The organism is Aliinostoc maniaoense (genome assembly GCF_058172895.1).
This window is the reverse complement of sequence record NZ_CP187952.1, coordinates 3,474,259-3,500,589: the sequence shown is the minus strand read 5'-3', so window position 1 is coordinate 3,500,589 and position 26,331 is coordinate 3,474,259. Positions and strand designations below refer to the sequence as shown.

Annotated in this window: 21 protein-coding genes; 9 read left to right on the top strand and 12 right to left on the bottom strand. The window is 41.4% G+C overall.

Annotation, left to right across the window (positions count from 1 at the left end; genetic code table 11):
* Positions 1-231: 231 nt before the first annotated feature.
* The 5 genes from ACPZ3T_RS15290 to ACPZ3T_RS15270 form a co-directional block, all read right to left on the bottom strand.
* Positions 232-1,659, bottom strand: coding sequence for an IctB family putative bicarbonate transporter (locus tag ACPZ3T_RS15290; RefSeq protein WP_490270342.1), 1,428 nt, complete (start codon positions 1,657-1,659; stop codon positions 232-234).
* 156 nt (positions 1,660-1,815) lie between these two features.
* A complete protein-coding gene (locus ACPZ3T_RS15285) occupies positions 1,816-3,372 on the bottom strand; it encodes a GAF domain-containing sensor histidine kinase (protein ID WP_490277231.1) in 1,557 nt (518 codons plus the stop codon).
* A gap of 1,087 nt (positions 3,373-4,459) precedes the next feature.
* Entirely contained in the window at positions 4,460-5,401 is a 942-nt protein-coding gene (locus ACPZ3T_RS15280; RefSeq protein ID WP_490270341.1) for a LysR family transcriptional regulator, read from the bottom strand.
* 102 nt (positions 5,402-5,503) lie between these two features.
* Positions 5,504-6,727 (bottom strand): HEAT repeat domain-containing protein, encoded by a 1,224-nt coding sequence (locus tag ACPZ3T_RS15275; RefSeq protein ID WP_490270340.1) that lies wholly within the window; start codon positions 6,725-6,727, stop codon positions 5,504-5,506.
* A 213-nt stretch (positions 6,728-6,940) separates the two neighbouring features.
* The gene (locus tag ACPZ3T_RS15270; RefSeq protein ID WP_490270339.1) at positions 6,941-7,351 is read right to left on the bottom strand and encodes a QcrA and Rieske domain-containing protein; all 411 of its coding nucleotides are present in this window, start codon (positions 7,349-7,351) and stop codon (positions 6,941-6,943) included.
* Positions 7,352-7,920: 569 nt separating this feature from the next.
* On the opposite strand from ACPZ3T_RS15270, the gene ACPZ3T_RS15265 reads away from it, so the two are divergent.
* The 8 genes from ACPZ3T_RS15265 (at position 7,921) to ACPZ3T_RS15230 (ending at position 18,718) form a co-directional block, all read left to right on the top strand.
* Positions 7,921-9,534, top strand: a complete 1,614-nt coding sequence (locus ACPZ3T_RS15265; RefSeq protein WP_490270338.1) for a ferredoxin--nitrite reductase — start codon at positions 7,921-7,923, stop codon at positions 9,532-9,534.
* A gap of 181 nt (positions 9,535-9,715) precedes the next feature.
* On the top strand, positions 9,716-11,035 hold the full coding sequence (locus ACPZ3T_RS15260; protein ID WP_490277230.1) for a CmpA/NrtA family ABC transporter substrate-binding protein: 1,320 nt from the start codon (positions 9,716-9,718) through the stop codon (positions 11,033-11,035).
* A 140-nt stretch (positions 11,036-11,175) separates the two neighbouring features.
* Entirely contained in the window at positions 11,176-12,015 is an 840-nt protein-coding gene (ntrB, locus tag ACPZ3T_RS15255; protein ID WP_490270337.1) for a nitrate ABC transporter permease, read from the top strand.
* Positions 12,016-12,093: 78 nt separating this feature from the next.
* Complete coding sequence (locus ACPZ3T_RS15250; RefSeq protein WP_490270336.1) at positions 12,094-14,070, top strand: ABC transporter ATP-binding/substrate-binding protein; 1,977 nt, start codon at positions 12,094-12,096, stop codon at positions 14,068-14,070.
* A gap of 68 nt (positions 14,071-14,138) precedes the next feature.
* Positions 14,139-14,975, top strand: a complete 837-nt coding sequence (locus tag ACPZ3T_RS15245; RefSeq protein ID WP_490270335.1) for a nitrate ABC transporter ATP-binding protein — start codon at positions 14,139-14,141, stop codon at positions 14,973-14,975.
* 51 nt (positions 14,976-15,026) lie between these two features.
* Entirely contained in the window at positions 15,027-17,204 is a 2,178-nt protein-coding gene (locus ACPZ3T_RS15240) for a molybdopterin oxidoreductase family protein (protein ID WP_490270334.1), read from the top strand.
* A gap of 200 nt (positions 17,205-17,404) precedes the next feature.
* The gene (locus ACPZ3T_RS15235; RefSeq protein WP_490270333.1) at positions 17,405-17,863 is read left to right on the top strand and encodes a phosphate-starvation-inducible PsiE family protein; all 459 of its coding nucleotides are present in this window, start codon (positions 17,405-17,407) and stop codon (positions 17,861-17,863) included.
* A gap of 96 nt (positions 17,864-17,959) precedes the next feature.
* Positions 17,960-18,718, top strand: coding sequence for a cobalt-precorrin-6A reductase (locus ACPZ3T_RS15230; RefSeq protein WP_490270332.1), 759 nt, complete (start codon positions 17,960-17,962; stop codon positions 18,716-18,718).
* Between the two features lie 285 nt (positions 18,719-19,003).
* On the opposite strand, the gene nadC is transcribed toward ACPZ3T_RS15230, so the two are convergent.
* Positions 19,004-19,858: a carboxylating nicotinate-nucleotide diphosphorylase gene (nadC, locus tag ACPZ3T_RS15225; protein WP_490270331.1), complete on the bottom strand. Its 855-nt coding sequence runs from the start codon at positions 19,856-19,858 to the stop codon at positions 19,004-19,006.
* 332 nt (positions 19,859-20,190) lie between these two features.
* Positions 20,191-20,937 (bottom strand): ABC transporter ATP-binding protein, encoded by a 747-nt coding sequence (locus ACPZ3T_RS15220; RefSeq protein ID WP_490270330.1) that lies wholly within the window; start codon positions 20,935-20,937, stop codon positions 20,191-20,193.
* A 116-nt stretch (positions 20,938-21,053) separates the two neighbouring features.
* Between ACPZ3T_RS15220 and ACPZ3T_RS15215 the strand changes: the two genes are divergently transcribed.
* Positions 21,054-21,605 (top strand): Uma2 family endonuclease, encoded by a 552-nt coding sequence (locus ACPZ3T_RS15215; RefSeq protein WP_490270329.1) that lies wholly within the window; start codon positions 21,054-21,056, stop codon positions 21,603-21,605.
* Positions 21,606-21,624: 19 nt separating this feature from the next.
* On the opposite strand, the gene ACPZ3T_RS15210 is transcribed toward ACPZ3T_RS15215, so the two are convergent.
* The 5 genes from ACPZ3T_RS15210 to ACPZ3T_RS15190 form a co-directional block, all read right to left on the bottom strand.
* Positions 21,625-22,401 (bottom strand): ABC transporter ATP-binding protein, encoded by a 777-nt coding sequence (locus ACPZ3T_RS15210; RefSeq protein ID WP_490270328.1) that lies wholly within the window; start codon positions 22,399-22,401, stop codon positions 21,625-21,627.
* An 11-nt stretch (positions 22,402-22,412) separates the two neighbouring features.
* Positions 22,413-23,339 carry a branched-chain amino acid ABC transporter permease gene (locus ACPZ3T_RS15205; protein WP_490270327.1) on the bottom strand — a complete coding sequence of 309 codons (927 nt, stop codon included), beginning with the start codon at positions 23,337-23,339 and terminating at the stop codon, positions 22,413-22,415.
* A gap of 21 nt (positions 23,340-23,360) precedes the next feature.
* The gene (locus ACPZ3T_RS15200) at positions 23,361-23,963 is read right to left on the bottom strand and encodes a Uma2 family endonuclease (RefSeq protein WP_490270326.1); all 603 of its coding nucleotides are present in this window, start codon (positions 23,961-23,963) and stop codon (positions 23,361-23,363) included.
* A gap of 28 nt (positions 23,964-23,991) precedes the next feature.
* Positions 23,992-24,942: a branched-chain amino acid ABC transporter permease gene (locus tag ACPZ3T_RS15195; protein WP_490277229.1), complete on the bottom strand. Its 951-nt coding sequence runs from the start codon at positions 24,940-24,942 to the stop codon at positions 23,992-23,994.
* A 158-nt stretch (positions 24,943-25,100) separates the two neighbouring features.
* Entirely contained in the window at positions 25,101-26,318 is a 1,218-nt protein-coding gene (locus ACPZ3T_RS15190) for an ABC transporter substrate-binding protein (protein ID WP_490270325.1), read from the bottom strand.
* Between the last annotated feature and the right edge of the window lie 13 nt (positions 26,319-26,331).

Here is a 26,331-nt window from a genome sequence, read left to right as displayed (position 1 = left end):
GAGATTCAGCATTTTTGAAAAATTAAAGGCACGGTAGGAAAACTAGTCTTGATAATACCGTGCCTATTGTTTTTGAAAAAATTTAACAAAACGTGAGTGTCTAACGGAGGCGCACGCTACGGAAAGGGCGAAAGAAACAAGTAAAATCCTCTTTCCCTCTGCCCCCTGCCCCCTGCCCCCTGCCCCCTGCCTTATTTCTTAGGAGTTCGACGAAGGGAATTGCGAATTGCTTTAATTCACTGTTGGCTGTGGTTGTGGTGAGGTATCTACTTGAGTTTGATCTTGGGTTGAAGGTGTCCAGTAACTGGCAATTAAGGCAACCATTAACCACCAGAGAGTATTAACTTCAGGACGAAACCAAATGGTGTCTACTGTACCATGAGCCAGCATCCCTAACAAAGTTGCCAATGCTGCAATTAACCACATTCCTTGGAGATTACCAGCATCTCTTAATCTGCGTAATTGTAGAAACGCAGTATTAAAAGTGACGATTATTAACCAGAGAAAACAAGCAAGACCCACAAAACCCATTTCCACAGCGACCTCTAGGAAAATAGAATACGCACTCAAGGCACTATAACGAGGACGTTGGTAAAGAGGATAAATTTTATTGAAAGAGTTATGGCCGGGGCCAATGCCGATAATCGGCCGATCGCGGATCATTTCAAATACGGCATCCCAAACATTGCGGCGAAAATTATTACTGCTGTCTTGGCGATCGGCAAAGATACTCAACACCCGGAAGCGCACTGGCTCAACAAATACCACTGCTAGCAGCAATAACCCAATCACTCCTCCTAAGAGTATGGGTAGTGACCAAGTGCGCCAAAAAGGTGGCATTTGTATACTGCACCAATAAACTAGCAAGGCGATCGCGCTCAACATGGCCACCACTAGCCCAATCCAACCCCCACGGCTAAACGTTAAAATTAGGCAACTAGCATTGACAATCAGCATTGTTAATGCTAGAGCTTTTCTCAGCCAACCTTGCCAAGCAAAAATTGCTACTAGGCTAAACACTACAGCCGGTACAAGATAACCAGCTAACAAGTTGGGATTACCCAAATAACTATAAACCCTAGTGGTTTTAGATAAAGGCGATTCTGGGTCAACCCAAGTTGCTAATTGTACTGCTCCAAACCGCCACTGTCTTAAACCGTATACACTAACAATTAATGATACGTGTAAGTAGATGGTAATTATCCAAGACCGCAAACGAGGCGATCGCAATACCCTAGCACACAAAGCAAATAGCAATAAATACAGGGTTAATGTGATTAAATCATTCAACGCCGCTCGTTTTACTGGTGACAATGCTGTAGCGACGACAGCAATTCCCCAGTAAGCCAACACTAGCAGATGTATAGGCGTAGCAAAAAAAGTTCTTACTGATGTAGGCTCATCGCTTAAAGTCAATAATAGCCAAAATCCTACACAAGCTAAAAGCAATACTCCAATCAGGGTACTAGAGACAAAAGGAGCTAGTGCATATACCAAACTCAGTAAAGCAGCAGCAAGCACATCTCCCCACTGGAGTAAAACACTAGTTTGCCGCCAAGGAAACAATAATCCTACTAGCATCCGATGTAAATAACTACTAGAAAGATATTGTTTGAGCGGTAAATACGATAAAGTAAACTGTTGCCAGACTAAGTTCATAAAACCCACTGTGATCAATTAGCAAGCCCTTTTAGCACTTGGACTTGATCATAATGCGGCTCATTATAAAGTAATAATGCAGATTGCAAATTGGTAATTGAACCTTTTGCTGTTAATAAATCGCTACCATAGCAGTTCTCTATAGGCGGACACAGGTTAAGAAATATCGCTAGTTTCTGGGGAGTTAGTTAATTGTAATGGCAAACTCAGTACATAACGATGCCCTGATTGTGCTGAACCTTGAATGGTAATTTGTCCACCGTGTAATTCTGCTAGTTGACAGCTAAGTAACAAACCTAAACTTTCCCGTGATAAATTACTTTGTCCTGGAGTTAAATCGGCTTCTGGATCTAAATCAGAGATATTGGCGCGATCGCTATCTAGATTTTGTAACTTTTCTAGTGTAATCGGCAAGCTCCCAGTTTCTTCATAACTATCGAGATGAATACTGTAAGGTGCGGCTTCGCCAGCTAACTCCATCAAAGTCAAGGAATTGAGGCGGAAGTAAGGGTCAACCTCTGTGATACCATCTCCTAACCAGGGATGGGAAGCCCACACAGTAATATTGAGGGTATTCTCTTTATAAGCAACGTGAATCCGAATAATACTACCAGTGGCAGAAAGTTGAATTACACTAAATATCAAGTGATATAGTATCTGTCTGACTTTATCTTTGTCTAAAGGCCAAATCCGGCCGCGTCCTGGCTCAATTGAGAGGCGAATATCTTGCTCACGACGATTAGCTGCTTCTTCCAAAGTATTAATCGCCTGCTGACACAACATTTCGACATCTACAGGCACTACATTAATGCTAGTAGCATTCTCATCCATTGCGCCTAGTTCAGTAATTTCATTCACCAAAGAAAGTAAGTACCGACCACTATGTTGGATGATATCTACATATTCTCTTTGTTTAGTGGTTAAAGGCCCGTAAATTTCCCTTCCTAAAACACTAGCCATGCCTAATACAGATGTCAGGGGCGTGCGTAGTTCCTGAGTTAGTTGTGCTAACAGTTCCAGTTTGATTTGCTTTGTTTCGTCAGTTTCTTTATCTAAACTTGGTGCAGTGACTTTTGTGACTGTGTTCAGTTCTTCATTGAGTAACAAAGAAGTCGAGTTCTTCAAACCTACCTTTTCTGCTTGTCCTAACCGCACGAGTCGATTCCGTTCAAATTCGCTCATGCTCCAACGAGCTATGATTTGTAAAAACTCAACATCTCGATTCGTAAAATTACGGGGGACTAGATCCATGACTGCCAAAGCACCCAAGTAGTTACCTGTAGCATCAACTAGTGGCGCGCCTAAGTAAGCACGGATGCCATAATCTTGTACTAACTTGCTCCCCACTATGAAGTTATCTGTCAGTTTATGGGTATCGTTAATTACAAGAGCTTGAAAACTTTCTATCACTTGAGTACAAAATGACTCACCCCGTAACAACTGGCGACTTTGTGCCAAATTGTTCATTAAGCCCAGCCTAGATAAACCCACAGCTGATTTGAACCAATGGAGTTCTTGATCTATAAATCCTAAAACAGAAATTGGTGCTTCCAAAAAATGGGCAGCCGTTTGAGTAGCTTCTTCAAAAACTGGGATTGTTTCTGGATGTCGCAAACCTAATTCTGACAATGCTTTGAGACGTTGCTGTTCTCGTGTATCTTGAGAACTCCAACCATCTTTAAGAACAAATAATTTTTTATCCGGCTCTACCATTGCCATCGCTACCTTAATAATTGCTCGATACTGTAATTTATATAACCACTTTTGCAGGGTTATGATTTACTATTCTTAAGCATTCCCCAATTTGCCTGCTGACAAACAAGTTATGGACAAAATTTTTCTACCTCTGAGGTAAATACGGTGATGAATGTTGTACTAGTGCTTGCGGAAAATTCAAATGCGGAGATAACGTTAGTTTATGGCGTAATCCGGGTATCCTAACATCATGAATATGCTCGTAAAAATCATTGAAAACTAAATGGGTATTTTCATAATCAATAGAATCATGAGATAAAACACAATTTTGTTAGCCTTTCTACACTCTAAAGTCTGCTAAATCAAGACTAATTTCACCTATAGCTGATAGTGATAACTATCCAAACTACAAAAAATCTGATTTTTATTTCTAAAAAGAATTTACGAGATAATGCAAAGTGCTATAAATCGCCCTTGCTGAAAAATACCAGTTTAGATACAGTTATTTTACCAAGGGAAAGAAAAAATATATTCTAAATAAAAGCTGATTAATTATAAATAGTGGCTTGTGAAATATCTATAAATCATAAATAATTATGGATTAAACAGATTAACCTTATATCAGGACTTACGCAAGGATCAAAATTTATGGTTGGTGTGTGACGCTATCAGAAGACGTTTAAAAAGTGGTTGGCTGTTTTTTTTTAGCACTTTTTGATCTCCCTGCTTTGGACTTGACTATTTTCTGGTCTTTCTTTGTTAAATAAATCAAATATAGGACTAGTATTTGATTTCTGAAAAAATCTAAGTATGTGTAATATGTGTAGGGTGTGTTATACCATTTCTGTAAATCCCGGCTACAGATCATTCTTCCCCTGCTCCCTGCGCCCTGCCGTTCAATAATCAATTCAGATTCCTATATATCTAGTTCTGATTACAAACCTTGAATTAACTAGAACGAGTTAAAAAAAGCAAACTGTGTTAAGTAATGTAAAAATACTAAGATTGAGTTTGTAGTAAGGACTTTAGTCCTTATTTGAGAACTAAAGTTCTCACTACAAACCTCTAATTATTCACCTCATTCTACTTACTTATCATGTTCGACTTAAGAAGCTTCTTGCTGTTGCTCAAATTGTGGGCGGATATTATCCCGCACAAGTTGCCAAAAATGTTGAATGGGGGGAATTTGCAGACGGTCTTGTGTTGTCACCATCACTACCCGGCGGCTGAGGGTAGAAGTATCAGATAATGAGCCTGTGTTAGTTAAAGGACGAACAGCGAGGGTAGGATCAAGGCGTGCTTCGAGTAATGCAGAAGTAGGTAACAACGCGATTAATTCACCTTGACGCACTACACCCCGAAACGCATCTAGGGTGTTAACTTCTAAGGCAGCTTGGAGGATTGCTTCTAGGCGTTCAAATTTTTCTTGAATCAAACGCTGCATCCCATAACCGTCTTTAAATACTACTTGGGGATAACGTACTACTTCTGACCACGGTACAAATTCATACTGGGCTAGGGGATGATTAGCGGCGGTTAAAAGTTCTATCGGTTCATCATACAAGACTTCTACTACCATTTCTCGCCCAGTGGTGAGAAAGCGATTATTCATGACGATCGCTAAATCTACTAAACCATCTTTGAGGACTTTTAAGGCGCGATCGCTACCTAAAGATGTCACCCGCAACTGCACATCAGGATAATCACGACAAAATTTCTGTAATATCGGCGGTAGGTAAGAACCACAAACAGAATGAATTGCTGCAATACACAATTCTGGCTGCTTTCCTGCCATTAAATCTGTTAACTCTTGGGTTGCTGTTTCCCACTCTTGGCAAATTTTGCGCGCGCGAGGTAGTAAGCGTTCACCACCTAGCGTTAATTTGGCTTGATTTGTCCGGTGAAACAATTCCACACCCAAATCAGCCTCTAAAGACTGAATCTGGCGGCTAATTGTCGATTGAGTCACACCACATTTTTTGGCTGCTTTTTGGAAGCTACCAGTTTGGGCGATCGCTAGAAAGGCTTGCAACTGTTCTAGTCGCATGAGTTATGTAGCCTGATTTACATTTATGGCTTCTATTTAAGTTAACGGATTTTTATTTTTAATTTGGTAGATTTTGATACAGCTTTTATGGTTTGTTTCTATTTACAGTGAATTTTTGCGGCAATTTCTTTCTAACTTTGTCAGTGCAGCGATCGCATGAAGTCTGACAAATTCATCTTGATCTGTCAACATATCATTTAATATTGGTGTAGCTTCTGTACAACCTAACTGACCTAAAGATAAAGCGATCGCAGTTTTCACACTGGTGATTTTAGTTGCCGGATGCTCTAATTGCACCATATCCGACAAAATTTTTGTGGCTACTGTAATTAATTCGGGCTTCTGAACTCTACCTAAAACCGTAATAATTTCTTGCCAAAGAGTTACAGAATTTAACTCGTTTACTGCTTTTTGTAAACATTCCACACCTAATAATGTTTCTACCCAAATCAAGGCACGGATGATTTCAAGTTGTAAGGTAATGGGTGTATGGGGTGAAATTAAAACTGTAAATAGATGCCCAGTAGCTACATCACCACCTATCCGCGCCAAAGCAACGGCGGCAGCGCAACAGACTTCAATCTGAAAGTCATACAATCGCGGTTGTAATTTTCCTACCAAATCTAATTCTGTAGATAAATCAGCACGATAACCTAAACTTTGGACAGCGATACGTCTGACGGTAGCGGCTTGATCATCTAAAGCCTTCAATAGTATAGGTGGTACACGTTGATCATGAAAACTGCTGAGAGCTTCTAAGGCAGCTGCGCGTACTGCTGCTTGGTCATCTTGTACTACACTCAATAATGGTGTGATAGTTTCTTGAGTGCGAATGTAGGAGAGCGATCGCACTGCTAAAAGTCTAGTATCATCTGACTTGAGCATAGAAGTAAGCGCAGGAATCGCCACATTACCCATGTGTCCTAATGCTGTAGCGGCGATCGCTTGCAGTTCTTCATCCTCAGTAGTTTGCAATAATTCTACTAAAGGATGAATCACATCCGGGTGTTGATAATCTCCTAAAATTCGAGCAGCAAACCAGCGTAATTCATCATCTGCATCTTCATCTTTTAAGATGGCAATTAATGACGGAATTGCTATATTTCCTAATTGATTCAGCACTTTGGCAATATCCCAACGTTGCTGAAAATCGCCCATCTCTAAAATTTTTAATGCTAATGCTAATAGATATTCTGCATTAGCTATTTCTGAATTTTTGGAGTCATTAGCTAACATCAACTGTTGTAAATCTTGAATTAGCAATGACAAATCTGCCGCATTATGCGCTGTCTGCGCCTGCACCAAAAGTTGGCCGATGTTATTCACAAAACCTTACTTTAATTTTTCAATTGGTATTGGGCATGGGGCATGGGGCATGGGGCATTGGGCATGGGGCATTGGGCATTGGGCATTGGGAACTAAGGAAAATTCTTCCTTGTCTTCCTTGTCTTCCTTGTCTCCCGTGTCTCCCGTGTCTACCTTGTCTCCCGTGTCTCCCTTGTCTACCCCTGCTCCCTGCTCCCTGCCCCTCTGCCTCTACTAGCTAGCCTTAACTACAACTGAATCACCCTCAATCTTGGCGGCGTAAGTTTTGAGGGGTTTTGTAGCCGGTGCTTTTTGTACTGTACCATCAACTGCATATTCTGCACCATGACAAGGGCAAACAAATTTTTTATTAGCCGCTTGCCATGCTACTGTGCATCCTTTATGGGAGCAAGTAGGATTAACAGCAATTAAATCCCCTGTTTTAGAAGTACCGACGATTAAAACCGAGCCAACAGGTGAATTTTCATTCAGTAATTGACCAGTTTTATCTAATTCCGCAATAGTACCGATAGTTTGCCAATCTCCAGATGTGGTTGTGGTAGTAGAACAAGCTGCGATCGCTACAGGCAAACTGCTAGCTATCCAACCCAAACCTACCCAATTAATAAAATCACGACGTTTCATAGTTATTAGGGAATAGGGAATAGGGAATAGGGAACGGGGAGCAGGGGGCAGGGGAGCAGGGGGCAGGGAGCAGGGGAGAAATCTTATTCCCCAATGCCCAATGCCCAATGCCCTATGCCCCATGCTCCAAAATTTCTGAATTTTGAATTGATTAGTCTCCAATCACCGTGTTATGCAGAAAACGCATCATATTGATTTAATTTAAGCATTAATACTAAAATTCTGTAGCTGTTTATACGATTTTATCGTAAATCACAGCATAACCTGAGAAGTATCAAAAATGTTACATAAACATTCATGACAATCACTTGACAAATTTTGACCATGTAAAAAATTACAAATTCTTCCCTATTCAAAAATGAAGTTGCGTTCAATGACAATAGGCGGCTGGCGGTTCATTGAAAGAGCAACTCAATAATTTCGGAAAAATCTTGAGTACAGGTAATCAGGCATCAATATATATTCGTTTGCCATTATTTCGATCTCGTAGGGTTACTTACGGGTGAATTGGTATGGGGTAATGCCTGATGAGGTTCTGATGATTAGCAGTTTGCAAAGAGAGTCAGATAATGACAGATACAGCAACTATCACCAAAAGCAGTCTGAATAAGTTCGAGAAATTTAAAGCTGAAAAAGATGGTTTGAAAATCAAGGAGGAAATTGAAAAAATTGCTTCTTTGGGGTGGGAAGCAATGGACGAAACCGACAGAGATCATCGTCTGAAGTGGGTGGGTGTATTTTTCCGTCCCGTCACCCCTGGTAAGTTTATGCTGCGGATGCGGATGCCTAATGGTATTGTCAGCAGTGATCAGATGCGGGTATTAGCGGAGGTAGTGCAACGTTACGGAGATGACGGCAACGCTGATATTACCACCAGACAAAATATGCAACTGCGGGGCATCAGAATTGAAGATTTACCCGATATCTTCAATCGATTTGACACTGTGGGTTTAACCAGTATCCAATCAGGAATGGACAACATCCGCAACATTACAGGTGATGCGGTGGCGGGGCTAGATGCAAATGAATTGTATGATACTCGTGATTTGGTGCAACAAATCCAAGATATGTTCACCAACAAAGGGCAAGGAAACCCCGAATTTAGTAACCTACCACGCAAATTTAATATAGCGATCGCCGGTGGTAGAGACAATTCCGTTCACGCGGAAATCAACGATTTAGCCTTCGTGCCAGCATTCAAAGAAGGGACTGGGGACTGGGTACTAGGGAGTGGGCAACATTTCTCTGCATCCTCAGTGTTAGGCTTTAATATCCTAGTTGGTGGCTTCTTTTCTGCTAAACGTTGTGAAGCGGCGATTCCTCTCAACGCTTGGGTAACTCCAGAAGAAGTAGTGGCTGTTTGTCGAGCAGTCTTAGAAGTCTATCGAGACAACGGACTCAGAGCCAATCGCTTGAAATCGCGCTTGATGTGGCTAATTGATGAATGGGGGATAGAGAAGTTTCGTCTAGAGGTGGAGAAGCGTTTGGGTAAATCCTTATTACCAGCCGCACCCAAAGACGAAATCGACTGGGAAAAGCGGGATCACATTGGAGTTTATAAACAAAAGCAACCAGGGTTAAACTATGTTGGCTTACACATTCCTGTAGGAAGATTGTACGCCGAGGATATGTTTGAACTAGCAAGGTTAGCGGAAGTTTACGGTAGTGGTGAAATGCGGCTGACTGTTGAACAGAACGTGATTATTCCCAATATTCCCGACTCAAAACTGCGGACATTTTTAGCCGATCCTTTAATGGAGAGATTTTCCATTGATCCTGGTTTATTAATGCGATCGCTAGTTTCCTGCACCGGCGCACAATTTTGCAACTTCGCCCTCATCGAAACCAAAAACCGCGCCCTCAAAATCATTAAAGCCTTGGAATCAGAGTTAACATTCACTCATCCAGTCCGTATTCATTGGACAGGTTGCCCCAACTCCTGCGGACAACCCCAAGTTGCAGACATCGGACTCATGGGAACTAAAGCCCGTAAAAACGGCAAAGCTGTAGAAGGCGTTGATATTTATATGGGTGGCAAAGTTGGTAAAGATGCCAAATTAGGTAGCTGCGTCCAAAAAGGCATACCCTGCGAAGACTTACAGCCAGTATTAAGAGAATTACTCATTCAAAACTTCGGCGCGAAAGTCAGGGAAGAAGTTTTAGCGAAGGGTGTAGGGGTGTAGGGGTGTAGGGGAGACAAGGGAGACAAGGGAGACAAGGGAGGGGGGAGTGTGGGGGGAAAGATTTGTTCTCCACCATCCCACACCTCCCACACCTCCCACACCCTGCGCCATTCCCGATGCCCGATGCCCGATGCCCGATGCCCAATGCCCAAATCGACGAATTAACAATACACAAAGAACAATGAGCAACTTTTCCAGAAGAAAATTTATTTTCACCACAGGTGCGGCGGCTGCGGCTTCTATTGTCACTCATGCTTGCGCTGCGAATAATTCAACTAGTACTGGTGAGCAAGCACCTTCAGCAAATCCAGCTGCTAATGTTTCCACAGTGGCTAATGCTCCCAAGGTTGAGACAACTAAAGCTAAACTCGGATTTATTGCCCTGACTGATGCCGCACCTTTAATTATCGCCAAAGAAAAAGGTTTCTTTGCTAAATACGGCATGACTGATGTAGAGGTAATCAAACAAAAATCTTGGCCTGTTACCCGCGACAACCTGAAAATTGGTTCAGCCGGTGGTGGTATTGATGGCGCACATATCCTGAGTCCTATGCCTTACCTGATTACCATTAAAGAGCAAGTGCCAATGTATATCTTGGCGCGGTTAAATACTAATGGTCAGGGTATTTCTGTAGCTAATAAGTTTAAAGAATTGCAAGTCAATCTGCAAAGCAAGTCACTGAAAGAGGCAGCCGATAAAGCTAAAGCTGATAAAAAAGCCCTGAAAGTTGGTATGACTTTTCCTGGTGGAACTCACGATTTATGGATGCGCTATTGGCTAGCGGCTGGTGGAATTAATCCAGATCAAGATGTGGTTTTAGAACCTGTGCCACCACCACAAATGGTAGCCAACATGAAAGTTGGTACAGTTGATGCTTTCTGTGTTGGAGAACCTTGGAACGCCCAATTAGTTAGTCAAAAATTGGGTTATTCGGCTTTAGTTACAGGTGAATTATGGAATAATCATCCTGAAAAAGCCTTTGCGATGCGGAAAGATTGGGTTGATCAAAATCCCAATGCTGCCCAAGCAATGTTAATGGCAGTTTTAGAAGCTCAACAATGGTGCGAAAAGCAAGAAAACAAAGAAGAAATGTGTAAAATTTGCGCTGATCGCAAATACTTTAATGTTGCTGCCGCAGATATTGTAGAACGTTCTAAAGGCAATATTGATTATGGTGATGGGCGGACTGAAAAAGAGTTTGCTTATCGGATGAAGTTCTGGGCAGATAATGCTTCTTACCCATATAAGAGCCATGATATTTGGTTTTTAACTGAAAATATTCGTTGGGGTTATTTGCCAAAAGAAACCAAGATTAAAGAACTTGTTGAGCAAGTAAATAGAGAAGACTTGTGGAAAAAAGCAGCTATAGCAATTGGTGTCCCTGATGCTGAAATTCCTACAAGCATATCTCGCGGTGTGGAAACTTTTTTTGATGGCGTAAAATTTGACCCTGAAAACCCAGAAGCATATTTACAAAGCCTGAAAATTAAGAAAGTGTAATAAAAAAACTCTGAGCAGTGAGTTACCGCTCAGAGATACAAACACTTAGGAGAAAACAGTGATAATTCTGTTTTATAGAATTGGCTTCTGTACTCATTAAAATACAAACACCTGTAAAAATCACGAAAAAAAGAGAGAATATGGCTGCTGTTTTAGGAAGTCGGAATTTCCGCAAAAAATCTCGTAAAAATATTAATAAATTCCTTGGTCAAAAACTTTTACCACCTTTGGTAGCTTTAGGAATTTTTCTAGTAATTTGGGAATTACTTTGTTTAACACCTAATTTGGAATTACCAGGGCCAATAGAAACTTTTTCTGAAACTTGGAATCCGTTTATTATTAATCCCTTCTTTGATAATGGTGCAAGTGATAAGGGTTTAGGTTGGCAGATACTTAGTAGTTTGGGCAGGGTAGGGATAGGTTTTTCGTTAGCTGCGATCGCTGGGATTATTCTAGGTATTTTAATCGGTGTAAATAAGTTGGTTTACAATGCTGTAGATCCGATTTTTCAAGTGTTACGAACTGTACCGCCTCTGGCATGGCTACCAATTTCTTTAGCAGCATTTCAACAGGCTAATCCTTCGGCAATTTTCGTGATTTTCATTACTTCAATTTGGCCGATTATTATCAATACAACTGTTGGTGTGCAACAAATTCCGCAAGACTATATCAATGTGGCTAGGGTGTTAAAACTCAAAGGTGCAAAGTATTTCTTGAAAATTGTGTTTCCGGCGACTGTTCCTTATATCTTCACGGGGTTGAGAATTGGGATTGGGTTGTCTTGGTTGGCGATTGTGGCGGCGGAAATGTTAGTCGGTGGTGTGGGGATTGGTTCTTTTATTTGGGATGCTTACAACACGACTACGGAAACTAATTTGAGTGAGATTATTTTGGCTCTGATTTATGTGGGTTTGGTGGGTTTGTTTTTAGATAGATTGGTGGGTTTTGTGGCTAGTAAGGTGGTGGCGGAGCAGAAGTAGTTAACGCAAAGGAGCGCGGAGGTAAGCGCAGAGGTACGCGGAGAGTTAGTAGAGGTTGTGACTGAGGAAGAATGAGTGATGACTACTTTTGTTGAGGTTGATCATGTTGATCGGGTGTTTGATTTACCAAATGGTGGTAGATATATTGCTCTGAAAAATATTGAGTTGAAGATTAAGCAAGGGGAGTTTGTTTCTTTAATTGGACATTCGGGTTGTGGTAAGTCTACGCTGTTGAATATTATTGCGGGTTTGGATCGGGCGAGTATTGGCGGTGTGACTTTGGAAGGGCGGGAGGTGAGAGATCCTAGTCCCGATAGGATGGTGGTGTTTCAAAATTATTCGTTGCTTCCTTGGTTGACGGTGAGGGAAAATATTGCTCTGGCTGTGGATGAGGTTTATCAAGGTAAGCCGAAGGGTGAACGCAGGGGAATTATTGAAGAACATATTGATATGGTGGGATTGCGCCATGCAGCCAATAAACGTCCTCGTGAGTTGTCTGGGGGGATGAAACAACGGGTGGCGATCGCGCGCGCTTTGGCTACTCGTCCCAAGTTGTTGCTGTTAGATGAACCTTTCGGAGCTTTAGACGCTTTGACTAGGGGGAGTTTGCAGGAACAGTTGATGAAAATCTGCAATGAACATAATGTTACCTGTGTGATGGTGACACATGATGTTGATGAAGCGTTATTGTTGAGCGATCGCGTCGTGATGCTCACCAACGGGCCAGAAGCTCACATTGGGCAAATTTTAGAAGTCCCCATTCCGCGTCCCCGTCAGCGTTTGGAAGTCGTCAAACATCCCAGTTATTACAATCTGCGGAATGAAATCATTTACTTCCTCAATCAGCAAAAACAAGCGAAGAAACGTCAAAGCCAGCGTTTAGTAACATCAGAAAACAGCACAGCCAAAGCCGTCATCGAAATTGGCTTTATGCCTTTAACTGATGCTGCGCCTTTAATTGTCGCCAAAGAGAAAGGCTTCTTTGCTAAGTATGGCTTAGAAAATATTGTCCTCAGTAAAGCCAATAGTTGGCAGGAAATCACCAAAGGTTTTGTCACAGGCAGATTAGATGCAGCCCAAATGCTAGCAGGAATGCCCCTAGCACTGACACTAGGTGCTGATAGAAACCCTTCAATTACCGTAGTGAACGCCCTCAATCTCTCCCGCAACGCCAACGCCATTACCTTCAGCAAAAGATTGTATAACCAAGGGGTGCGTAATCTCGCTGACTTAAAAGCAGTAATAAACACCTCTCCCGACCAAATTATTAACCTGGGCGTAGTACATCCAGCATCAATGCAGAACTTGATTTTGCGTTACTGGTTAGCGGCGGCTGGGATAGATCCCGATAGAGATATCAGTCTTACCGTCATCCCACCGACACAAATGCTTACCCAACTCGAAGCCGGGTATATTGACGGTTATTGTGCGGGAGAACCTTGGAATTATCAAGCCGTACACCAAGACTTAGGTTTTGTTGCAGCCACCGCCTTAGAAATTTGGTCAGGACAGCCAAAGCAAGTTTTAGGAGTCCGAGAAGAATGGGCGCAAAAACACCCAGAAACCCATTTAAACTTAACTAAAGCACTACTAGAAGCTTGCAAATACTGTGACGACAACCGCAACCGTCCAGAAATCCTAGAATTACTCTCCCGCCCCGAATACTTAAACATATCTCCTGCATATATTCGCCCTGGTTTCATCGACCCCTACGATCGCGGCGACGGTAAACCACCCCAAGAACTCACCACATACAATCAGTTTTACCTCAATAAAACCAACTACCCCAACCGCACAGAAACCCTGTGGATGCTCACTCAACTAGCACGCTGGAGTATTACACCATTCCCCAAAAACTGGGTAGAAGTCATAGAAAGAGTATGTCGCGCAGACATATTTGGCGCAGCCGCCCGTGACCTCGGCTTACTAGACATCGGTGAAGACAACCCCATTCACCTATTCGACAGTAAAACCTTCAACCCATCCGAACCCCTAGAATACCTCAAAAGCCTAGAAATCAAACATCAAATCCGCATCGAAGAAATCTTCATTTAGTAATTAGTTTCTCTCATCCTCTCTGCGCCTCTGCGCCTCTGCCTGAGCAAATAAAATCTAACAAACCCATGCAAATAATCAATAAAAACACCCAACCCCAAACACCCCCCACCCCCAAAGCAGACAACTTCCTAGTAGTAGAAGGTGTCAGCAAAATCTACCCCACCCCAGAAGGCCCTTACACCGTCCTAGATGGAATCGACCTCAAAGTCCGCGAAGGCGAATTTATCTGCTTAATCGGTCATTCAGGCTGCGGGAAATCCACCCTACTAAACATGATTTCCGGCTTCAACACCCCCACAGATGGCGTAGTCCTTCTCCAAGACCAACCAATCACCGAACCAGGCCCCGACCGGATGATGGTCTTTCAAAACTACTGCTTACTACCCTGGCTAACCGTCTTCGATAACGTTTACCTAGCAGTAGATGCAGTCTTCCCCAACAAACCCCAAGCCCAAAAACGCGCCATTGTCAGAGAACATCTAGCAATGGTAGGACTCATGGAAGCCGCCGACAAAAAACCCAGCCAAATTTCCGGCGGAATGAAACAAAGAGTTGCGATCGCCCGTGCTTTATCCATCCGTCCCCAAGTCTTAATTCTCGATGAACCCTTCGGCGCATTAGACGCAATCACCAAAGAAGAACTCCAAGAAGAACTCCTGCAAATTTGGAGTGATCATCAAGTCACCGTCTTAATGATTACCCATGACATCGACGAAGCCCTCTTCCTAGCTGATAAAGTCGTCATGATGACCAACGGCCCAGCCGCCCAAATCGGGGAAATCTTAGATATACCCTTTTCCCGCCCCCGCAACCGCCGCCGCATCATGGAAGACCCTGAATACTACAACCTCCGTAACTACGCCCTAGATTTTTTATATCGCCGATTTGCTCACGAAGAGTAGTCAATAGTCGTTCTGCTTTGCGCCTTTGCGCCTTTGCGCGAAACAATTCCTATGCCCGAATCTACCAAGACCGTCTGCCCTTACTGTGGTGTGGGCTGCGGCTTAGAAGTATCCCCCCCAGCCCAACCCAACACAGCCACCAACCGCGACAACCAAGGAAACCCCATTTGGCGAGTACGCGGCGATAAATCCCATCCATCTAGCCAGGGGATGGTGTGCGTCAAAGGTGCAACGATCGCCGAATCTTTAGATAAAAATAGACTACATTACCCAATGGTGCGCGACTCTCTAGATCAAGAGTTCCGCCGTGTCAGTTGGGATGAAGCTTTTAATCTGATCACCCAACGCATTCAAACTGTGCGCCTTACCCAAGGTGCAGAAGCCATATGTATGTATGGTTCTGGCCAATTCCAAACTGAAGACTACTACATCGCCCAAAAACTCATGAAAGGGTGTTTGGGGACAAATAATTTTGATGCAAACTCCCGCTTATGTATGTCGAGTGCGGTGTCTGGGTACATCCAAAGTTTTGGGTCAGATGGGCCTCCCTGCTGCTATGAAGACTTAGAATTAACTGACTGTGCATTTTTAATTGGGACAAACACCGCCGAATGTCACCCCATCGTTTTCAACCGCTTGGCGAAATACCATAAAAAAAACCGCCATGTAAAAATGATTGTGGTTGACCCCCGACGCACACCCACCGCCGAAGCAGCCGACTTGCATTTGGCGATTCGTCCCGGTACAGATATTGACTTGTTAAATGGAATTGCCCATTTATTGATGCGTTGGCAGATGATAGATGTGGGCTTCATCGATGACTGTACCAGTAACTTTTCCGCCTATGCAGAAGTCATCCGCCACTATTCGCCGGAAGTAGTAGCCCGTCAATGTGGAATCAGCGTTGCAGATTTAGAAACCGCCGCCCGTTATTGGGGTAAATCACAACGTGTGTTGTCGTTGTGGTCGATGGGCATAAATCAATCAACGGAAGGGACAGCGAAAGTTAGAACTATTATTAATCTCCACCTGATGACCGGACAAATCGGTAAACCAGGCGCAGGGGCTTTTTCTCTCACCGGTCAACCCAATGCAATGGGAGGTAGAGAAGCTGGCGGGTTAGCACATTTGTTACCTGGTTATCGGTCGGTGAAAAATCCCCAACATCGGGCTGAGGTGGAAGAGTTTTGGAGGTTACAGCCGGGACAAATTTCACCCCATCCTGGTTTAACAGCGTGGGAGATGATTACAGGTTTAGAAGCTGGGAATGTGGGTTTATTGTGGATTGCAGCTACTAACCCAGCTGTGAGTATGCCAGATTTAGAGCGGACAAAAAAAGCGTTATGGCGATCGCCTTTTACAATTTACCAAGACGCATATTACCCCACAGAAACCTCAGCTTTTGCCCATGTTCTCTTACCGGCGGCGCAGTGGAGTGAAAAAACGGGCGTAATGACCAATTCCGAACGTCGGGTAACTTTATGTCAAGCATTCCGCCAACCACCAAAGGAAGCTAAAGCCGATTGGGAAATATTCGCGCAAGTGGGACGGCGATTAGGCTTTGGGGATAAGTTCGCCTTTAATAATTCTGCCCAAGTTTACGCCGAGTTTGTGCAACTAACCAAAGGCCGTACTTGCGATATGACTGGTATTAGTCATGAACAGTTACGCCAAGAAGGTGCAACTCAATGGCCGCACCCGCAGGAGGGGACTGGGGCTAAAAGACTTTATACTGATTTACGCTTTCCTACTTCTGATGGTCGCGCTAAATTTGCAGCTTATTACTCTAAAGGATTGGCAGAACCACCAGACCCAGATTATCCTTTTGTGTTAACGACTGGAAGACTGTACGGACATTGGCACACCCAAACGCGTACAGGGCGAATTGAAAAAATTCGTTCTATGCACCCAGAACCATTTATAGAAATTCATCCCCGTGATGCGGCTAAGTTAGAAATTATCGATAATCAAATGATAGAAGTGCGATCGCGTCGTGGTACTGCCCAGTTTAAAGCCAAAGTGACAAAGGCGATCGCTCCCGGTACAGTTTTCGTCCCGATGCACTGGGGTTCACTCTGGGCTGATAACGCCGAAGCTAACGCCCTCACCCATCCCGAATCATGCCCTGATTCTCTCCAACCAGAATTAAAAGCCTGTGCAGTCCAACTAATACCTATCTCTGTAAAAATCACAGCTAAAACTACTCAACTCCAGTCCACACAATGGTAAGCTGCTGAATAGTAATTGGATTTCTAGCTAATAGTCAATAGTTACCATTATTACTTTTGATGTATTAATATTGTCTATTAGCAAGATAAGATAATCTACATATGTCAATAAGATATCAATGATTAATCCTGTAGTTAAAACTAGAGGATTTTTATTTTGTTTTTTGATTTTTTTAGTTTGGATAAAAGTGGGTGCAGCCAATGAGAAAGTTAATCAGAAAAATTTTCGGATTGACTAAAGATGAAAGTTTCATGTGCGTAATTGAAAATATAGAGGTGATAGTTTCCAAAATTCTATCTATTTTCATGGTAGTAGTTATTTTGGTAGCAATTGTAGATTTAGGAATTTATATAGTTAAAGAAATGTTTACTACACCCTATGGTTTAATTAATACCACGTTATTTAAAATTTTCGGGTTGTTTCTAAATATTTTAATTGCCCTAGAAATATTAGAGAATATTACAGCTTATCTCAAAAGGCACGTCTTTCAAGTAGAATTAGTAATTGTTACTTCACTGATAGCTGTATCTAGAAAAATTATTATTCTTGATTTAGAAAAAGTTAGAGGAATAGATATTATTGGCTTAGGGACTGCCGTTTTAGCATTATCAATTAGTTACTTAATAATTCGTTCTAGTAATTCTAAAGATAGACATTAAACCTATAGTGATCTATTAAAAAAAAAGGAATATTGACAATGATTCTATATTTATAGGATAGAAGTTCGATTTTTATTTTGAATTTTGAATTGATTGATGAATCGTGTTTTAATTTTAGGTGGAACTGGAGATGCGGCACAATTAACTGCTAGAATTGCGGCTATTCCAGGTATTGAGGCGATCGCATCTTTAGCCGGTCGGACTGTTTCTCCATTACTCCCTGATGGGAAGGTGAGGGTTGGTGGTTTTGGAGGTGCTGCGGGACTAGCGGATTATTTGCGTCAGATGCAAGTTGATGTACTCATTGATGCTACCCATCCCTTCGCCAGCCAGATTTCTTGGAATGCAGCGACGGCGGCGAATCAAGTTAATATACCCAGGTTAATGTTAATTCGTCCGGCTTGGGAAAAACTAGCAGGCGATCGCTGGATGGAAGTAGATGATCATCAAGCTGCTGCTAAAATCTTGGAAAATCACGCAAAAAGAGTATTTTTAACGGTTGGGAGACAGGAGTTAGCGGCTTTTGCTCACTTAAATCAGATTTGGTTTCTGATGCGGATGATTGACCCACCAAGCACTGAAGCTTTAGTACCGCCAGGGGTGATATTGTGCGATCGCGGGCCTTTTATTTTAGAGGATGAGCGAAACATTCTAATTCAGCACCACATTGACACTATTGTCAGCAAAAATAGCGGTGGTAACGCTACCTACGCCAAAATCATGGCTGCACGAGAACTAGGTATACAGGTTGTGATGGTAAATCGTCCAGCTATACCCCCAGGAGAGCAAGTAGCAGATGTTGATAGTGCAGTAAAATGGCTGCTAACTCAACTCAGTAGAAATAAGGACGACTAATTAGGGAAGACCAAAAAATAAATTATCCCAAATAAACAGCTTATACCATTTCTTGATGTAGCTTGCCTGGCGTAGCCATAGATGCACTTTATTCTGTACTGTAGAGACGTTGCATGCAACGTCTCTACATCATTTATTTGGCGCAACTTGGAGAATTGGTATTAGTAGGGTGCGTCAGTATCAATAACCTCTTGGTATAGTTAGGTTTTATCACACTGACGCACCCTACAGTTTGGATATTTTTTATCTGGAAGTCTCTAACTGATAACTGATAACTGATAACTGTTAAAAGATTTTCATACTCAAATCGAGCCATTTTGATTGTGTAATCGGTGCGCTGCTAGAAATATAATCAACTCCTGTTTCAGCGACGGCGCGAATAGTTTCTAAAGTCACGTTTCCAGAAGCTTCTATTTTCACCCGTTTATCTTGGTGGCGAATTAACTCCACTGCTTCCCGCATGATGTTGACAGGCATATTATCCAACATAATAATGTCGGCTTGATGCTGCAAAGCTTCTTTCACCTGCTCTAAATTCTCTGTTTCGACTTCTATAGTTAAAGGATAGGGAATTTTGGCACGAATTTGGGTGATAGCTGCGCCAATTCCCCCAGCCGCCGCAATATGGTTATCTTTAATCATCACCGCATCATCTAACCCCATACGATGATTGATTGCGCCTCCCACTGCCGTCGCGTACTTTTCCAAGAGTCTTAATCCTGGTGTAGTTTTGCGGGTATCTACTAACTGTGCTGGTAAATCGGCGATTTGTTGGACATATTTATCAGTTAAAGTTGCAATTCCACTCAACCGCATCGCTAAGTTTAACGCTACTCTTTCCCCCATTAGCAAAGCATCCAATGCACCGTGAATTGTTGCCACTAATTTTCCAGGTTCACAGAATTTCCCTTCCTCAGCAGTCACCACAAAGCTAATTTGAGGATCTAATAGCTGAAAGACTCTAGCTGCTATGGGTAAACCAGCAATAATCCCTGGTGCTTTCGCTATCCATTTGGCTTCACCTGGGATGATATTTGTACCTATTAGACTATTTGTAGTGCGATCGCCTCTACCAATATCTTCTAATAACCAACTTTGCAATAGGGGATCTAACACGATTGATGGGGGTAGCATAGTCATGAATCAATCAATCAGGGGATTAGGACTGGGTAATCTTACTTTACAAGAAACTTATCTGATCTTTACAAAAAAAATTCTGTTACCAAAACTGTTACGAGTGCGCCGCCATTAGTCAGTTACTCTATGATGATATTTAGTTAAGCTCCTCACACCACACTAAAAACCGTGAGACTATATGACCTATAGTTTCGCGGTTTTTTTTTATCTCTGTATTTTTTCCTGTATTTTTTACCTACACCCTGTCTTCTCCTGAAGGAGACGCTACGCGAACAGGAAAAAGTTTTTAAGCTACTGAAATTAGGACTAAAGTCCTAACTACGAACCTGAGCAAATTAACCCAAGTAAGCTTTTTTAACTCGCTCATCATTCATTAAATCGGATGCTAACCCATTTAAGGTAATAGAACCAGCTTCTAAAACATAACCCCTATCGGCAATTTGTAGGGCTAAATTGGCATTTTGTTCTACTAGTAAAATAGTCACACCAGTAGTTCGTAAATTTTCAATGATTGAGAATATTTCTCTAACAATTGCAGGTGCTAAACCTAAACTCGGCTCATCTAAAAGTAACAGTTTTGGTCTACTCATTAAAGCTCGTGCGATCGCTAGCATTTGTTGTTCTCCACCACTGAGAGTTCCTGCTAGTTGATTTCGTCGTTGTGCTAATCTGGGAAACAAATCAAATTGGGTTTGAATATCGACTTTAATTTCAGTTTGATTCGAGCGAATATAAGCACCCAAAAGTAAATTATCTAAAACTGTTTGCTTTGCCAATACTCGCCGCCCTTCTGGACAATGAGCAAGTCCTAATTTGACGATTTCATGAGGTTGACGACGGGTAATATTACGCCCATTATAAATGATTTGCCCATTCACAGGATTTACTATTTTAGATATGGCTCGTAGGGTGGTTGTTTTACCTGCACCATTAGCACCAATTAAAGTAACTACCTCACCCTTTTTAATTGTTAAATTAATATTTTTGAGGGCTTGAATACCGCCATAATTAACATCAAGGTTCTGCACCTCTAAAATGACAAAATCTTGATTTTCTTCATCTCGGCGTTCATCGTCTTTCATTGGTAGTTTCAGCAATGTTGAATAATATTACAAAACCTAACATACATCAATATCAGGTTTTTGCAGTAGGTTTAAAATGAGAAAATATCCAGAGTTATTGAGAGGAATCAATCATTATGACTGTGAGTATCGCCAAGTGGACGATTGATGACTATCATCGCATGATTGAGGCTGGAATTTTAAGCGATCGCAAAGTTGAACTACTACAAGGAGAAATCATCGAAATGTCCCCAGAAGGCGAACCCCATGCTTATCGTAGTGATGAAGCTGCTGAGTATCTAGCAAATATATTGGGTGAACTTGCTAAAATCCGTCAAGCCAAGCCTATCACTTTACCTAACGCTTCTGAGCCTGAGCCTGATATTGCGATTGTCCAACGTTTAGGACGTGAGTATTTACTGCATCATCCTTATCCAGAGAATATTTTCTGGGTGATTGAGTATGCTAACTCCAGTTTAGAGAAAGATTTAGAAAGGAAAAGTAAAATTTATGCCCAAGCAGGTATTTTAGAATACTGGGTGGTGAACTTGCGAAACCTGAATTTAGTCGTGTTTCGAGATATCTTAGATGGAGAATACGCGACGAAACAAACATTCACAACCGGAACAATTCAGCCTGTTGCATTTCCAGATATTTCTGTAGCAGTGGAACAGATTATTAATAGATGATCAGACAAACGTTAATTTCTCATTCATTACCTAAATAAGCTTCAATTACCGCCGGATCATTTCTAATTACTGAGGGTTCACCCAAGGCTATTAATTGTCCAAAATCTAGTACAGCGATCCTGTCACATAATCCCATAACTAAGGGGACGTGATGCTCAATTAAAATGATAGTTAAATTAAAGCGATCGCGCAAATCTCGAATAAAATTACTCAATTGTACTTTTTCACTAGGATTCATCCCCGCCGCAGGTTCATCCAGGAGTAATATTTGCGGTTCTAAGGCTAAAGCACGGGCAATTTCTAAGCGACGCTGATCACCATAGGCAAAATTTCGAGCTTTTTCATGGGCGCGATCGCTTAATCCTACCATCTCTAATAATTCTAAAGCTTTCTGTCTACTTTTCGCTTCTTCTTGCGGTGCTGGCGGTAAACCTAATACACCTGTAAATATACTACTATTAGTATGTAAATGTCGGGCAATAATGACATTTTCTAATGCTGATAATTCCCCAAATAAGCGAATATTTTGAAATGTCCGAGCAATACCTAAATTAGCAATTTCATAAGCACGCCGTTGAGAAATTTCTTGATTTTGATAAATTAATTCTCCACTAGAAGGGGGAATTAAAGCTGTAATTAAATTAAATAGTGTAGTTTTACCTGCACCATTAGGGCCAATTAAGCCAAAAATTTCATGTTGATTTACTGTAAAAGAAACATTATTTACCGCCACTAACCCACCAAAACGGCGAGTGATTGACTTGGCTGTTAAAATAGGCTGTTGATTCTCGCTCATTGTTGACTGGGTTATCTGTTTTTGGATTTAACTATTTTAAAAATATCAGGAGTTATCAAACCTTGGGGAAAGAAAATTGTCCCGATAACTATTAATAAACCAAAAATAATTAATCTCCCATCCCGGAGAAATTGCGCTAACCAATCAGGTAAACCACCAGTATCAGCCAAACCCCGTAAAACTTCTGGTAAGGCTGTAAATACCATACCACCGACTACCGAACCTAAAAAAGTTCTTGAACCACCAATCAACACAAAAGTCAAGTAAATAATACTAGCATCAAATGTACCTTGTCGGGCATTCCAAGTATTGAGAAAGTGCGCGCTAATTGCACCCACAACTCCGGCTAAAATTGCCCCTAAGGTAAATGCTAAAACTTTATAATAAGTTGGGTTAATTCCCATTGCTCCGGCTGCTAATTCATCTTCACGGATAGCAGTAAAAGCTCTACCGACACGTACCCGCTCTAAACGATAAAATAGCACCATACTAATTAATAGTAATGGCAAAGCAATCCATAAATATTCAATTTGAGTAGAGAATGGTTGAGGGATAGAAAAAATTCCTACCGCACCCCCTGTAATTTCTAAATTGAGAGCAAAAACCCGCAGAATTTCTACAAACGCAATTGTAGCGATCGCTAAATAAATTCCCCGCAATCTTAAGGCTGGAATACCTACAGCAACCCCCAATAAACCAGAAATCATCCCAGCAATTAACATCTCAAATAGCAATAAATGAATTGGGAATAAATCACTACTAGATGTAAAAACTTTCGTTGATAAAATCGCCGCAATATAACCACCTAAAGCATAAAACCCCGGACTAGCTAAAGATAATTGTCCAGCCATTAATGGTAAATATAGTGATAGTCCAAGTAATGCTCCTAATACCATCGAAACAATGAGTGAACCATAGGTAGAGAAAAATTCCGCCATTGTAATTTATTGGGATAAAATTTAAGCTGTTAATATTTGTGCTGCTGTCAGCTTCAGTTCTGGAAAAGTTTGTGAAATGATCAAATCAGAACCTTTAAAAGCAGTACGTTCATATTCTCTATCAGCATTTAATAGAAACACAAATACTGTTGGTTCTTTCGGTTGACCTAAATATTTTCTGTCACCAATTGCCAAATAATCGACCATCCAATATTCTGGAATCCCTAATCTTTGATATTCATCTAATTTATCAATATAGTCATCTTCCCAATTAGTTGATGTCACCTCTACAGCTAACTGAATAGGTTGCTCAAGTGCAGCATAAGCAGAACGATCTGCACGCCATAAATCTCTATCTATGACACTCACATCAGGCTTACGACCTTGTTCTATTCCTTTGGCGGTTATAGTTTTAAAAACTGCTGTGTTTTTGACTACAAAATTTAGATTAAGACGTTTAATTTCATCTTTGAAAAAGTCAGCAGTAAAATCAGCGACATCATCATGATTTCTGGTTGAACGCACTTCTACTATTTCCCCATCAACAAGTTCATAAAAGCCTTCCTCTGGACATTGATCAAGAAACTGCTCAAAGGTTAATTTCGGTTTTGTAAATGTTGTCATAGTTTTATACCTCAACAGTCAACACTCTTTACACTTTTTGGATAAACCGACGACCTAGTAAACCTTGTGGTCTTACTAATAGCATGACAAATAAAATGCCAAAAGCCACAGCGTCTTTATAGCCAGAGAATTGCGCCGGCACAAGTGCTTCCACTACACCGATGAGTAAACCCCCTAGCACCGCACCGGGAATACTTCCTAAACCACCCAAAACAATTACCGCCAACCCCCGCAACCCAAAAGCAATACCAAAATAAGGGCCTGCTATACTGACGCTAGAGGCTACCAAAGTTCCTGCTAAACCGGCGAGAAAACTACTGATAAAAAAAGTGAAGACAATAAAGCGATCGCTATCAATACCCAATAAACTAGCAGTAGTTGCATCTTCTGCGATCGCCTGCATTGCTTTACCGTATTTAGTACGATTAATAAAATAGGTGAGGATAGCCACAATTACCACCGACACCACAAAAATAATCACCTGCACACTCCGAATAGGGATTGGTTTATCTACACTCCCAAAATTAATTGCTGCTGGTAAATTTCCAAAAGTATTAGCAGGAAATGTATAACTTTCTGCACCGACTAAATATTGAATTAAATTGACAATTACTACCGCTACCCCTAAGCTAGAAACTACTGTTAATAAAGGGTCAGAACCCTTAATCCGCAAAGGTTTAAACGCCACCCGTTCCATCCCTACCCCAACCAACCCAGCTAAAGCACTACCAATAATTAAAGCAATAGCAAATGGCAATTGTAGAGGTAGAGTCACATTAGCCAACAACCCATTAAATCCAAAACTACCCCCCATAAGTGCATAAGTAAAATATGCACCCAGAGTAAAAATTGCCCCATGAGCTAAGTTGATAATTCCTAAAATAGAATAAACCAACGTATAACCCAAGGCAAAGATTGCATACACACTGCCAATAGATAAACCGTTTAACAGTTGTTGTAAAAATAAACTAAAATCCATTTGATTTAATTCGTAATTCGTAATTCGTAATTCGTAATTTAAGATGGGGAATTGGGCATTGGGGTAAATATTTCTACCTTGTCTACCTTGTCTACCTTGTCCCCATTCCCCAGTCCCCATTCCCCAGTCCCCAATTCCCATTCCCTTAACCCCATTCCCTATTTCAAAAATACAAACTTACCCTGACTACCATCTTTTTCCATTTTAATTTGTGCTACATAGAAATCTTTCTGCACAACTTCACCTACAGGTGTAAAGCCAATTTCTCCTAATGGTGTGTTGTATTTACCTACTAGTATTTCCTTATTTAATTCTGTTCGCAATTGTGGCAACTCTAATTTATTGACTTTGTTTTTATTATCTAATGCTTTGAGGGCATCTACATACACTTGTACCGCAGTAAAAGCTTGCGCGCTAAATTGGGGAGGTTCTTTCTTAAATTGATCTACGTAAGCTTGGCGAAAAGCAGCGTTAATCTCGCTCGGATGTTCTGGACTGTAAGCTTGAGCTATTAATACACCATCACATAAAGCTTTACAAACTGTAAATACATTTGATGTGTTTAGTCCATTGCCGCCGATGATTAAACCTTTATAACCGAGTTCTCTAAGTTGTCTGACTAAGTTACCACCATCGGCGGCTAAACCAGAAATAATGACTAAATCTGGGTTTAAATTAATGGCATTTGTCGCTTGACTTTGAAAGTCAGTATCAGTTGTTTGAAACTTTTGTACTGTGACTAATTCTAAACCTTGTTCTTTGACAGTTTTTTGAAAAATCTCGGTTTCTGATTTGCTAAATGCGTCATTTTGTGCAAAGAAAACTGCTACTTTTTTAATGTTAGGATTTTGTTTAAGTGCAGCTTTGACAGCATTAGGCGCAACTATAGAAACTGGTACAGAGACACGCGCCACATAATCACCAATTTCTGGTATGCCGTTAGCGGTGTTTGATGGGCCTACTACTGGCACTTTCGCACGTTCGGCTACAGGGTTGGCACTAAAGGCTTGCTGAGACAAAGTAGGGCCGACAATACCAACAACTTTATCTCTATTAATTAAAGTTTGAAAAGCATTGATTGCTCCAGTTTCATCACCAGCCGTATCTTGAAATACTAATTTAATTGGTGTACCGTTGATACCACCTTTTTCATTAAAATACTTTTCGGCAATTTTTGCGCCGGCTACTTGTTCTTGTCCTAGCAAGGCTACATTGCTAGTCTGTGCCACAGCAATACCAATAGGAACTGTATTAGATGTATTTGTGTTATCAGAAGTATTATTTGGAGAATTACTGGCTGAGTTACTGCCGCAAGCTGTGATTAATAGAGCGCAGGTAGATAATAATACGACTTTGTGGGACAAATGTTTTTTCATCGGTAAATAGCTA